The sequence below is a fragment of the Streptomyces doebereineriae genome (assembly GCF_031845645.1).
GTDB lineage: Bacteria > Actinomycetota > Actinomycetes > Streptomycetales > Streptomycetaceae > Streptomyces > Streptomyces canus.
In genome coordinates this window covers 174,947-187,957 of the sequence record NZ_JAVREZ010000019.1, presented here as the reverse complement: position 1 = coordinate 187,957, position 13,011 = coordinate 174,947, and the positions used below count along the sequence as shown (strand labels likewise).

Below are 13,011 nucleotides of genomic sequence, written 5' to 3'. Positions count from 1 at the left end.
GCGTCAGGGGGCGTCAGGCCGAGGTGCCGGGGGCAGGGTGCCGGTGGGTCAGGGTGCCAGGGGGTCAAGAGGTCGTGGCGCCGGAGATTCGGGGCGCCGCCGAGCCACGGTGCCGACAAGCCAGGCCGCCAGCGGGTCGGGGGGCCGACAGGTCAGAGGGCGGGGGGGTCAAAGGGCCGCCAGCAGGCCGAGGCACCGCCAGGCCCGGCTGCCCATGAGTCAGGGCGCCGCCAGGCCAAGGTGCCGGTGGGTCAGAGGGCCGCCAGCAGGCCGAGGCACCGCCAGACCCAGCTGCCCGCCAGTCAGGGCGCCGCCAGGCTAAGGTGCCGGTAAGTCAGAGGACCGACAGGCCGGGAGGCCAAGGGGACTGGGGCGCCGGCGTACCAGGTGCCGCCGAGCCACGGTGCCCGCAAACCACGCTGCCGGGGGCCAGGGCCGCCAGCCAAAAGGTGCCGGTGGGTCAGGGTCCGGGGCGCCGGCGTACTAGGTGCCGCCGAGCCACGGTGCCCACAGACCACGCTGCCGGGGGCTCACCAGGCCTACGTGCCGGTGAGTCAGGGCGCCGCCAGCAGGGCCAGGGACCTCCGCACTCAGCTGCCCGTGGGGTGCCGGCAGGTTGATGTGCTGCCAGGTCCTGGTGGGCTCCCGTTCCCCGGTTACCTCCACGGCGTATCGGCAGAAGGCAGGGGAAAACTGCGGCCGGGGGTTGTGCAGGGCTCGTCAGTCCTTGGCCGGCGCCTCGTCGGTCGTGTCCGTCACGTCCTCCAGCGCCTTCAGCGCCGGGTCCATGATGACCTCCTCGTCACGGGCGGTGGTCGGGTCCTCCGGGAAGTGACAGGCCGTGAGGTGGCCGGCCAGGTTGCCGGAGATCTGGACCAGCGGGGGCTCGTCCGTGGCGCACTTGTCCTGCGCCTTCCAGCACCGGGTGCGGAAGCGGCAGCCGGACGGCGGGAGGATCGGCGAGGGGACGTCGCCGGACAGGCGGATCCGCTCGCGGCTCGCACCCGTGCCGTCGATGTCGACCTCCGGCACCGCGGAGAGCAGGGCGTGCGTGTACGGGTGCCGGGGCCGGTTGTAGATCGACTCCCGGTCGCCGACCTCGACGATCTTGCCGAGGTACATGACCGCGACGCGCTGCGAGAAGTGCCGTACGACGGCCAGGTCGTGGGCGATGAACAGGAAGGCGATGCCCAGCTCGTCCTGGACCTTCTTGAGCAGGTTGACCACCTGCGCCTGGATCGACACGTCCAGCGCGGAGACCGGCTCGTCCGCCACGATCAGCTTGGGCTGGAGGGCCAGCGCGCGGGCCACGCCGATGCGCTGACGCTGACCGCCGGAGAACTCGTGCGGGAAGCGGTTGTAGTGCTCGGGGTTGAGGCCGACCAGCTCGAGGAGCTCCCGGACCCTCGTCTCCCGGCCGCCCTCCGGCTCGATCCCGTTGACCTCCATCGGCGACTTGATGATCGAGCCGACGGTCTGCCGCGGGTTCAGCGAGGAGTACGGGTCCTGGAAGATCATCTGGATCTCGGACCGCACCGGCGCCAGCTGACGGCGCGAGGCGTGCGTGATGTCCTGACCGGAGTACGTGATCTTGCCGGCCGTCGGCTCCAGGAGCCGCGTGATCAGCCGGCCCGTCGTCGACTTGCCGCAGCCGGACTCGCCGACCAGGCCGACGCTCTCGCCGACGCCGACCGTCAGGTCGACCCCGTCGACGGCCTGAACGGCGCCGACTTTGCGTTTGATCGGGAAGCCGCCGTAGATCGGGAAGTGCTTGGTCAGGCCCTCGACCTTGAGGAGTTCCTCGGTCGAGGTACCGGTGGAACCCTGCTGGGCGGGGAGGGTGAGGTTGTCGCTCATGTCTCGGATCTCCCTAGCGCAGCCGGGGCTGGATCTTGTCGATGAAGATGGTCTGCTTCTGCTCGGCCGTCAGGTGGCACGCGGAGGCGCGCCCCTCGCCCAGCGGCGGGCGGGAGTCGGTGCACAGCGTGCCCGGCACCTCGTCCTTGAAGGCGCACCGCGGGTGGAACGGGCAGCCGGAGGGCGGGTTGAGCAGCGAGGGCGGCGAGCCGGGGATCGGCTCCAGCGCCTCGTTGATGTCGCCGTCCAGGCGGGGCATCGAGCTCAGCAGGCCCCAGGTGTAGGGGTGCTTGGGCGCGCCCAGGACCTCCCGGACGGAACCGCGCTCCACGGCCCGGCCCGCGTACATCACCAGCAGGTCGTCGGCCATGTTGGAGATGACGCCGAGGTCGTGCGTGATGAAGATGATCGCGGAGCCGAACTCCTGCTGGAGGTCCTTGAGCAGGTCCAGGATCTGGGCCTGCACGGTGACGTCCAGCGCGGTGGTGGGCTCGTCGGCGATCAGCAGGTCGGGGTCGCACATCAGCGCCATGGCGATCATCGCGCGCTGGCGCATACCGCCGGAGAACTGGTGCGGGTAGTCGTCGTAGCGCTGCTTGGGCTGCGGGATGCCGACCTTCTCCAGCATCTGGACGGCACGGTCCCTGGCCTCCTTCTTGGAGGCGCCCCGGTGCTTCATGAACGGCTCGGCCAGCTGCCGGCCCACCGTGTAGAACGGCGACAGGGCGGTCAGCGGGTCCTGGAAGATCATCGCCATCTTGTTGCCGCGGAGCTGCTCCAGCTCCCGCTCGGTGGCGGTGACGAGTTCCTTGCCGTCGAGGACGATCTCGCCGTCGACGGAGCTGGAGCGCGGGTTGTGCAGGCCCAGGATCGTCAGGTTGGTGACGGACTTCCCGGAGCCGGACTCGCCGACGATGCCCAGGGTCTTGCCGCGCTCGACGTCGAAGGAGAGGCCGTCGACCGCCTTGACGATGCCGTCCTCGGTGGAGAACTGCACCTTCAGATCACGCACCGAGAGGAAGCTCTCCGGACCGGTCGGGGCCGGCGCGTCCTCGGTCTTGGTCAGTGTGGTCACGGTGGTTCGTTCTTCCTAGGAGAGCCGGACGCGCGGGTCGATGTAGGCGTACGCCACGTCGGTGAGGATGTTGACGATCAGGATGAAGAAGGCACCGAACAGCATGACGCCCATGGTGAGCGGCAGGTCCTTGTGGACCGCGCCGTCCACGGCGAGACGGCCGATCCCCTGGAGCGAGAAGGTCAGCTCGGTGACCACGGCGCCGCCGAGCATGGCGCTGATGTCGATGCCGAGGACGGTGACGATCGGGATCATCGAACCGCGCCAGGCGTAGCGGAAGAACACGTACTTCTGCGACATGCCCTTGGCGCGGGCGGTGCGTACGTGCTCCTCGGCGAGCTGCTCGATCATCGAGGAGCGGGCCATACGCGTGTACTGCGCGGTGAAGATGGTGGCCATCACCAGCACGGGCAGCAGCATGCCGGTGAACCAGGTCCACGGGTCCTGGGTGATCGGGTGGTACTGCGGGTTGTCCATCCAGCCGGTGCTGTAGACGAAGATCAGCAGGACGATCGGTCCGAGCACGTAGATCTGGAACGAACTGAGCACCATGGACACACCCGTGGCGACCTTGTCGATCAGGGTGCCGCGCTTGTAGGCGGCGATCATGCCGGCGCCGACACCGACGATGACGAAGACGACCGCACCGCCCGCGGTGAGCGTGAGGGTCGTCGGGAAGCGGTCCATGATCGTCGACCAGACCATGTCGCCCGAGTAGAACGACTGGCCCAGGCACGGCGCGCTGCAGTGACCGGTCGGGAAGTCACGGCCCATCACGATGCCGGACATGAAGTCCCAGAACTGCTGGTGGATCGGCAGGTTGAGGCCGAGCGCCTGGCGGATGTCCTCCAGTCTCGCGGGCGAGCAGTCCTTGCCACAGGCCAGGGAGGCGTAGTCGGAGGGCGCGGCGACGAACAGGAAGAACGTGGCGGCGCCGATGAGGAACAGGGTGACCAGGGCACCGACCGTGCGCCGGATGATGAACTGAAACATGGCGGGAGGGCTGCTCTCTGCGGAGACGGTGGGAGGTTTCACGGAGGTGCGGGGGTGCGCTCCGCCTGGTGCGCACCCCCGCGATCAGCCGTAGAGAGTTACGACTTCACGTACAGGCGGGTGATGTCGATGAGGCTGGACACCGAGCCGTAGCGGGCACCGCCGATGTTCGACCCGGAGAGCTGGAACTGCTTGGTGTACCAGAGCGGGGCAGCCGGGACGACCTTCTCCAGCAGGTAGTGCTGGGCTTCCTTCCAGGTCTTGGCGGCCGCGGTCGGGTCCTCGGAGAGGGCCTGCTTGATCAGGGCGTCGACCTTCGGGTCCTTGACGTGCGAGTAGTTCGAGGAACCGTCGGCGACCTGGGTGCCGTCGTAGATGGGCGTGATCACCGTGCCCGCGGACGGCCAGTCCTGGCCCCAACCCGTGATGTAGATGTCGTACGGGTTGTTGAGCTTGCCGATCTGCTCGTAGTAGCTCGCGGCGTCGACTTCCTTGGACACCACGTTGAAGCCGACCTTGCTGAGCGCGTCCTCGATGGCGACCTTGCGCTTCTGACCGGCTTCGCTGTTGGAGTAGGCGAAGACGACCTTCTTCTCGGCCGCCGGGACGGTCTTGAGGATCTCCTTGGCCTTCGCGATGTTGCCCTGCGGCGTCTTCAGACGGCCGTAGGGGTCGTACTTCGCCTCGTAGCCCGGCAGGGTCGGGGCGAAGTAGTTCGGGGCCACGTCGCCGCCGTAGGCACCGCCCTCACCGGCGATGAGCGACTTCGAGTTGACCGCGTAGGTGATGGCCTGACGGACCTTGAGGTCCTTCACGCGGTCCAGGTTGAAGGTCAGCTGCATGACGTAGGGCTGGTAGCCCTTCACCGTGCGCTTGCTGACGGCCGGGTTGCCGATGACGTCCTGGATCTGCGTGGACTCGACACCGCCGGTGAACTGGATGGCGTTCTTGTCCGCGCCCTGGTCGGCGATCAGACGCTTGGTCTGGGTCGACTCGGTGATGCCGAACTGGAAGTCGAAACCGTTCGCGTACTGGTGGCGCACGGAGTCGGTCTTCGGGTCCCAGTTGGTGTTCTTCGTGAGAACGAGTTCCTTGCCGACCTTGTTCGAGGCGATCTTGTACGGGCCGGTGGCGACCGGGGCCTTGTCGTAGGCCGCCTTGGTGTCCGTCTTCTCCGGGACGATGGCGTAGCCGGCCATGGCCAGGGTCTGCGGCAGGTCCGGGCGCGCGGTGTCGAAGTGGAAGACGACCGTCTTGTCGTCCGGCGTGTCCAGCACCGACGCAGGCAGGTGCTTCTTGCCGAAGCCGCCGTCCGGGAGCGCCTTGCGGTAGTCCGCGCCGCTCAGCCAGGTCTGCAGGTAGGTCGGGCCGTCGAAGATGAAGCTCGCGTACTGGCGCTCGACGGTGTGGCGGACGTCGGCGGACGTGATGGCGTTGCCGTTCTGGTCCTTGATGCCGTCCTTCAGCGTGAAGGTCCAGGTCTTGCCGCCGTCCGAGGCCTTGCCCGAGTCGGTCGCGAGGTCACCCACGACCGAGACGCCGCCCTTGCCGTCCTCCTTGAACTGGGTCAGGCGACGGAACAGCAGGTTGGCGACCTGACCGGCGTCGGAGACGTAGATCTGGCCCGGGTCCAGGTGCGAGACGCCCGCCTCCTGGTACACGTTGATCGTGCCACCGGGCTTGGCGCCGGCGACCTCCTCGGCAGGACCCGTCGAACCCGCGGCGTCGGCATAGGTGACCGCCTTCGACTGGACCGATGCTTCGCTCTGGTCCTTCTTCGAGTCGGTACCGGAGTCGCCGCCCTCGTTCTTGGAGCAGGCCGTGAGAGCCAGCGAACCGGCTGCGAGGGCGACGACGATGGCGCGCGCTCTGCGCGAGCTGATGGGCTTCATGAGGCGAATACCTACCTGTCGGTTGTTATCCATGAGTACTGCCTGACGCGGCTGGTAGGCCGACGCGGGGGCGGCAGCCACCCCCCACCAATGGACGAGTTACCGCCCGGACTTGGGGTCGAAAGCGTCCCGGACCGAGTCTCCGAGGAGGTTGAAGGCCAGAACGAAGATCACCAGCGCCAGGCCGGGGAAGAAGAGGAACGCCGGGTCCTGCTCGGTGTAGTTGGCAGCGGCGGCGAACAGTCGTCCCCAGTCCGGAGTCGGCTCGACGAAACCGACTCCGGCGAAGGAAAGGAAGGCGATGGTGAGGATGGTGCTGGGCAGCGAGTACGTGAACTGCACCAGGATCGGCGTCACCACGTTCGGCAGGATCTCCTTGCGGACGATCCGCCAGGGGGAGGCGCCGGAGACCTTGGCGGCCTCGACGAACTCCCTCTCACGCAGGGACAGCACGGTCGAGCGGACCAGACGGGCCATACCCATCCAGCCCAGCAGCCACAGCACGATCAGCATCGCCAGTGCGCGGAAGTACGTGGGGGTCTCCTCCCGCGGGTCGACGAAGAACGCGGTGACCACGGGCATGAAGGCGATGAAGAACAGCTGCTGGGGGAAGGACAGGAAGAAGTCGGTGACCCGGCCGATCCAGTAGTCGGTGCGACCACCGAAGTAGCCACCGATCAGACCGATGATCACGCCCGTGACCATCAGCAGGACCGTCACACCGAGAGCCATGAACAGCGATGTCCGCATGCCGTACACGAGCATGGCGAACAGGTCACGACCGTACTGCGGCTCCACACCGAACCAGTGGTCGCCGGAGACGCCGCCGAAGTAGCCCAGGGGAAGCCCGAACTGGTCCAGGATCGGCTTGTCGGCGTAGGTCGGGTCCTGCCCGTACAGCGTGTACGGGTCGGTCCCGCTCAGCTTGACCAGCAGCGGCGCGGCCAGCGAGACCACGAAGTACAAAATCACTACCACGGCGCAGATGACACCGGTACGGTCACGCTTGAAGCGCTGCCACATCAACTGGCCGGGAGAACGACCCTCGAGCTTCTGCTCGCCCTTGACAGGCTCGGCGTCCGTCTCGAGCTCGGGGTCCAAGGCGACTGGACTGGTCATGTGTGTACTTCCCCCGGGGGGTTGGAGAGTTGAGCGCAGCACAGATACCGGCAGGTTCTGTGGTTTGGGGGAACTTTCGCCAAAGTGTTCAACGCGCGTCAAGGGCGGAAGGCATAGGGATCTCCCTACCGACCATATTTTGAGGAAAAATTGCAAAGATTGACACCTGCGCGCGCTTGACACGTGAACCGACAGACCGTCAAAACGGACATACCGCAATGGATTTCTGTTCACATGTCCGAAACACCTGGGCGGGTTACCGATATCCGGACGGTCACTCATAGGTCACGGACAGGTATCGGTGGACACGCCTGAGGCCCGGTTCCCCGAGTGTCGGAGAACCGGGCTGCCGACGGTCGCCGGCGGTGGGATCAGCCGTGCTTGGCGCGGCTCGCGGCGCGGGCGCGCTCGCGGGCGTCCAGGTTGACCTTACGGATGCGGACCGCTTCCGGAGTCACCTCGACGCACTCGTCGTCGCGGCAGAACTCCAGGGACTGCTCCAGGGAGAGCTTGCGCGGCGGGACGATCGCCTCGAACGAGTCGGCCGAGGCCGACCGCATGTTCGTGAGCTTCTTCTCCTTGGTGATGTTCACGTCCATGTCGTCGGAGCGCGAGTTCTCGCCGACGATCATGCCCTCGTACACCTCGGTGCCCGGGTCGGTGAACAGCACACCGCGCTCCTGAAGGTTGGTCATCGCGAAGGCGGTGACGGCACCGGCGCGGTCGGCGACCAACGAGCCGTTGTTACGGGTCGTCAGGGTGCCGAACCACGGCTCGTGGCCCTCGTGGATGGAGTGGGCGATGCCCGTGCCACGGGTGCCGGTCAGGAACTCCGTACGGAAGCCGATCAGGCCGCGGGACGGCACGACGAACTCCATACGGACCCAACCGGAGCCGTGGTTCGACATGTTGTCCATACGGCCCTTGCGGACGCCCATGAGCTGCGTGACCGCGCCCATGTGCTCCTCGGGGACGTCGATCGTCATGCGCTCGACGGGCTCGTACACCTTGCCGTCGACGATCTTGGTGACGACCTGCGGCTTGCCGATCGTCAGCTCGAAGCCCTCACGGCGCATCTGCTCGACCAGGATGGCCAGCGCGAGCTCTCCACGGCCCTGGACCTCCCAGGCGTCCGGGCGCTCGGTGTCGAGCACACGGAGGGAGACGTTACCGATCAGCTCGCGGTCAAGACGGTCCTTGACCTGGCGGGCGGTCACCTTGCGGTCCTTCACCGCGGCCTTGGCCGAGGCACCCTTGCCGGTGCCGCCCCGGCCGACCAGCGGCGAGGTGTTCGTACCGATCGTCATCGAGATGGCCGGCTCGTCGACCGTGATGAGCGGCAGCGGGATCGGGTTCTCGGGGTCGGCGAGGGTCTCGCCGATCATGATGTCCGGGATACCGGCGACGGCACAGATGTCACCGGGGCCGGCCATCTCGGCGGGCTTGCGGGTGAGCGCCTCGGTCATCAGCAGCTCGGTGATGCGGACGTTGGACATCGTGCCGTCACGCTTGATCCAGGTGACGGTCTGGCCCTTGCGCAGCTCGCCCTGCTCGACGCGGAGCAGCGCGATACGGCCGAGGAAGTTGTCGGCGTCCAGGTTGGTGACGTGCGCCTGCAGGGGGGCCGTCTCGTCGTACTCCGGGGCCGGGACGTGCGACAGGATCGTGGTGAAGAACGGCTCCAGGCTGTCGCTGTCCGCCGGGACCGTGCCGTTCTCCGGCTTGGTCAGCGAGGCGACACCGTCACGCGCACACGCGTAGACGATGGGGAACTCGATCTGCTCCTCGTCCGCGTCCAGGTCCAGGAAGAGGTCGTACGTCTCGTTGACGACCTCGTCGATCCGGGAGTCCGGGCGGTCGGTCTTGTTGATGCACAGGATGACCGGCAGGCGCTGCTGGAGCGCCTTGCGCAGCACGAAACGGGTCTGCGGCAGCGGCCCCTCGGAGGCGTCGACGAGCAGGACCACCGCGTCCACCATCGACAGACCGCGCTCGACCTCGCCGCCGAAGTCGGCGTGGCCCGGGGTGTCGATGATGTTGATGGTGATGACGTCGCCGCCATCCTTCGGGTGGTACTTCACGGCCGTGTTCTTGGCCAGGATCGTGATGCCCTTCTCACGCTCCAGGTCGTTCGAGTCCATCATGCGGTCGTCGAGCGACTCGGCGGCGTGCGCGGCGAAGGCACCGGCCTGCTTCAGCATGGCGTCGACAAGAGTCGTCTTGCCGTGGTCGACGTGGGCGACGATGGCGACATTGCGGATGTCGTGGCGCGTGGCCATATTGCGGCGTACTCCCAAGTGGTGAGAAGGCCCTGCTACGAACGTCCGTGTGACGCGGGCCTGCCGGGCTTGACACGCCACGGCCTCACCCCATCGTACGTTGCCTCCCGGGCGGGGGCTCGCCGGGCTCAGTCCCCGGACGGCCGAACCGAGGCTTTCACGCCCTTCTCCAGGAAGCCCATGTCCTCGTAGACGGGCGTCTGGAATCCGAAGGCACCGGCGTTGACCACGTTCTTCTTCGCGGCGGTCAGCTGGGGCCGCTGATACAGCGGGATGGACCCGGCGGCGGCCCAGATGCGGGAATCCGCCTTGCGGATCAGGCTGCGGCTCTTGCCCTCGTCGAGCGTGGCGACGGCCTGGTCGAAGAGCTGGTCCACCTGGTCGGTGCCGACCCGCGTGTAGTTCTGCTCGACGTTCAGTGAGCCGTCCGCGGCCGGCACCGGCTTCGCGAAGATCGGGCGGGCGTCGGTGGCGGGGAACGCGGACGCGGGCCAGGAGTACAACGCGAGGTCGTACTGCCCGGACGCGATGTGGTCCTTGAAGTAGCTCTCGTCGGAGACCTTGGAGATCTCCGTCCGGATACCGACCTTCTCCAGCATCGAGGAGATCCGCCCGGCCACCGTCCGCAGCGTCCCGGACCCGGGCCCCGACGGCAGCACGAACCGCAGGGCGAGCGCCTTGCCCTTCTTGGCCAGCACCTTCGTCGCCCCGGCCGCGGGAGCCGCCGTGCCCTTCGGGGCGTAGGCCCCGGGTGCGCCGCCCTGCCTCAGCTTGTTCGCGTACCGCTTGCCGTCCTGAGCGAGATGCTGCGGACCGTCCACTCCCTTGTGGTCGCCCTTGTCGTCCTCGCCGACGACGTACGTCCCGTCGTCCTCCTTCTCGGAGTCCCGCCCGGTCTTCTTGCCCTCGGCGCCGGCAGCCTTCTCGCCCTTCTTCTTCTCCTTCTTCTCCTTCTCGATCTTGCCGCCGGCCACCCACCCGGCGTCCGCGAGGAGTGCCTGGGCCTCCTCGGTGTCCTGGCCGCCGAGCGCGCCACTGTTGTCGGCGTAGGCGTCCTGGCCGGAGAGCGCGAGGTGACTGCCGACCGGCACGGCCGGCAGCCCGAGCGGGGAGAGGACGACACCGGCCAGCACCTTGCGGTCGATGGCGCGGGCCACGGCCCGGCGGACCCGCTCGTCGGCTAGCGGGCCGGAGGCGCCGTTGAGGGCGAGCTGGGTGTAGGCGGGCTCCAGGGACCTGCGGACCTCGAAGCCCTTCAGGGCCGCCTGCTCGCGCTTGTAGGCGGTCAGTGCCCTGCGCTCCTTCTGCCGGGCACTGAGCTCCTCGTCGGCGGCCTCCTCGTCGTCGCCGTGGACGACGGCCCAGGAGCGCAGCGCGTCGGCGGCGCTCAGGTTGCTGCCGGAGCCGTGCGCGGGGAGTCTGCCCGGGCCTGCGAGCGGGCTGCTGCCGGGCTTGGCTCCCGCGCGGGCCGCGAGGCCGATGCGGCCGAGGGCCTCGGGATCGATCTCGGCGAGCTCGATCTCACCGGCGGCCAGCGCGGCGGCCCGCTTCTCGCGCGGCACGGCGCGGAGCACGATCTCGTCCAGCTTGGCCGGGTGGCCCCACCAGCGCGCACTGCGGGTGAGGATGACCTCGTCGCCCTTGCGGTCGACCTTCTTCAGTGTGAAGGGACCGGCCGTGACCTTGAGTTTCTTGCGGGCGGAGTCGTTGAAGGCGTCCGGGGTGCCCATGACGTCCTTCGGGTACAGCGGTGAGAACAGCGAGCGCCAGTCGGCGTACGGCCGCGCGAAGGTGACCCGGACCTCCAGGTCGTTGGCCCCGCGCTGGATCTTCTCGATGCGGTCGTAGCCGGCGTTGCGGGCGGTCCAGTACGCGGAGTCCTTGCCGGACAGGGCACGCCACTGGGCGGCGAAGTCGGCGGCGCCGATCTCCCGGCCGTCACTCCACACGGCCTGCTGGTTCAGCTTGTACAGCACGACCTGCTTCGGCCCGGTCTCGACGACCTTCGCCGACTCCAGGTAGTCGGGGTGGACCTGCGGGCGCCCGTTCGCGTCGAGCCGGTACATCGACGGCAGGACCGCCTGGGCGACGGTGGTGCTGGTCGCGTCCGCGTCCGACTGGAAGGTGTTCAGGGTCTCCGGTACGGCGTCCACGGCCCAGTGCAGGGTGCCGCCGTCGGCGACCCGGTCGCGGGCGGCGGGCGCGATGTCCTGCGCGGCGAGGGGCTTGCTCCTCTTCTCCTCGGAGCTGCACCCGGAGAGCGCGGTCACCGCGAGCGCTCCCGCGATCAGGAAGGCGACCGAGCGCGTGACCGCGCGCAGTCCGACGCCGTCGTTGGACATCTCTGCTTACCTCCGGGAGCCGCGGGCGTTATGATCACTTTTGGCGGTATATGGAGCTGATCACATGTATGCGGCCACTGAAGAGGAAAGGGTTCGGCAACGGACGGCGACACGGCGACAACGACCGGGAAGCCCACCCGTGCGGCGCAATCGACGGCGCACGAGGGGCGCGCACGGAGGCTCACGATCCGCCAATCCGTGCACGTCCCTTCACACCGGCTGGTGTGACGCGCAACACTCGCAGGCGCATGACCGTTCCCGTCCAGGGCATCCCCGCCCACGGAAGTGAGGTCACGTCATGTCCGTGAACGACGAACTGACAGCGGCACAGCGCTCGCTCGACGAGGTGCTCAGGTACGTCAAGCGCCTGGAGCAGCAGCTGGGCAGCAGCGGTCTGGAGATGCGCCGCGTCCGGCTCGACGCCGACCGGCTGCGCGAGAGCCTCGCGCTGCTGAAGGAGACCGACCCGGCGCTCGCCAAGGCGCGCCGCCCGGATCTCGTCTCCATCTCCGACACCCCGTACGACAACACCTTGTGGACGGACTCGGACGACGAGGGACTCGGCGCCCGCGACCGCCGAGCCCCCTGAACCCGACCGGAGTCAAGAGTTGGCCACTGGTACGGAACCCACCGACACCGAATCCCATAGCGCCCGCGGCGGCGTACGCACCGGTACGCGCGCCGCGATCGACGCCTCGCACCTGCGCAGCGACCGCTGGTGGCTGGCGCCGGCGGTCACCGCCGCCGGGCTGCTCGCCTTCATCGTGTACTCGACCTGGCGGGCCTTCGCCGACACGGACTACTACGCGGCCCCGTATGTCTCGCCGTTCTACTCCCCCTGTCTCGCCGAGCGCTGCGAACCCATGCGGCACGGCCCCAACTGGGAGATCTTCGGCAGCTGGTGGGGCATCTCCCCCGCGATCATCATCCTGATCTTCCCGCTCGGCTTCCGCCTGACCTGCTACTACTACCGCAAGGCCTACTACCGGGGCTTCTGGGCGTCCCCGCCGGCCTGCGCGGTGGCCGAGCCGCACAAGAAGTACACCGGTGAGACCCGCTTCCCGCTGATCCTGCAGAACATCCACCGGTACTTCTTCTACGCCGCGATCGTGGTCGCCGGGATCCTGACCTACGACACCGTGCTCTCGTTCCGCAACGAGCGGTACGAGTGGGGGCACATGGGCCTCGGCACCCTCGTCTTCCTGATCAACATCGTGCTGATCTGGGCGTACACGATCTCGTGCCACTCCTGCCGGCACATCGTCGGCGGCAAGCTCAGGCACTTCTCCAAGCATCCCGTGCGCTACCGCATGTGGCAGTGGGTCGGGAAGCTCAACGCCAGGCACATGCAGCTCGCCTGGGCGTCGTTGGTGAGCGTGGCGCTCGCCGACTTCTACGTGTACCTGGTCGCGTCCGGCGCCTTTGACGATCCGACCATCTTCTAGCGGATAAAG

Annotated in this window: 9 protein-coding genes; 2 read left to right on the top strand and 7 right to left on the bottom strand. The window is 67.9% G+C overall.

The features are described from left to right. Positions 1–720: 720 nt before the first annotated feature. From RNB18_RS40030 to RNB18_RS40000, 7 genes are all read right to left on the bottom strand, one after another. Complete coding sequence (locus RNB18_RS40030) at positions 721–1,857, bottom strand: ABC transporter ATP-binding protein (protein WP_311719021.1); 1,137 nt, start codon at positions 1,855–1,857, stop codon at positions 721–723. Positions 1,858–1,870: 13 nt separating this feature from the next. Next, a complete protein-coding gene (locus tag RNB18_RS40025) occupies positions 1,871–2,932 on the bottom strand; it encodes an ABC transporter ATP-binding protein (protein ID WP_280862735.1) in 1,062 nt (353 codons plus the stop codon). A gap of 15 nt (positions 2,933–2,947) precedes the next feature. Next, positions 2,948–3,925, bottom strand: a complete 978-nt coding sequence (locus RNB18_RS40020) for an ABC transporter permease (protein WP_311719019.1) — start codon at positions 3,923–3,925, stop codon at positions 2,948–2,950. Between the two features lie 98 nt (positions 3,926–4,023). Further along, a complete protein-coding gene (locus tag RNB18_RS40015) occupies positions 4,024–5,817 on the bottom strand; it encodes an ABC transporter substrate-binding protein (RefSeq protein ID WP_311719018.1) in 1,794 nt (597 codons plus the stop codon). A 99-nt stretch (positions 5,818–5,916) separates the two neighbouring features. Then, positions 5,917–6,936, bottom strand: a complete 1,020-nt coding sequence (locus tag RNB18_RS40010) for an ABC transporter permease (protein ID WP_280862738.1) — start codon at positions 6,934–6,936, stop codon at positions 5,917–5,919. Positions 6,937–7,307: 371 nt separating this feature from the next. Beyond that, positions 7,308–9,215: a translational GTPase TypA gene (gene typA, locus RNB18_RS40005; RefSeq protein WP_057610022.1), complete on the bottom strand. Its 1,908-nt coding sequence runs from the start codon at positions 9,213–9,215 to the stop codon at positions 7,308–7,310. Between the two features lie 128 nt (positions 9,216–9,343). After that, positions 9,344–11,557, bottom strand: coding sequence for an ABC transporter family substrate-binding protein (locus RNB18_RS40000; RefSeq protein WP_311719017.1), 2,214 nt, complete (start codon positions 11,555–11,557; stop codon positions 9,344–9,346). Between the two features lie 298 nt (positions 11,558–11,855). Here RNB18_RS40000 and RNB18_RS39995 point away from each other — a divergent pair, with 298 nt between their 5' ends. Then, a complete protein-coding gene (locus RNB18_RS39995) occupies positions 11,856–12,146 on the top strand; it encodes a hypothetical protein (protein ID WP_311719015.1) in 291 nt (96 codons plus the stop codon). A 19-nt stretch (positions 12,147–12,165) separates the two neighbouring features. After that, entirely contained in the window at positions 12,166–13,002 is an 837-nt protein-coding gene (locus RNB18_RS39990; protein ID WP_311719014.1) for a hypothetical protein, read from the top strand. Positions 13,003–13,011 lie beyond the last annotated feature (9 nt).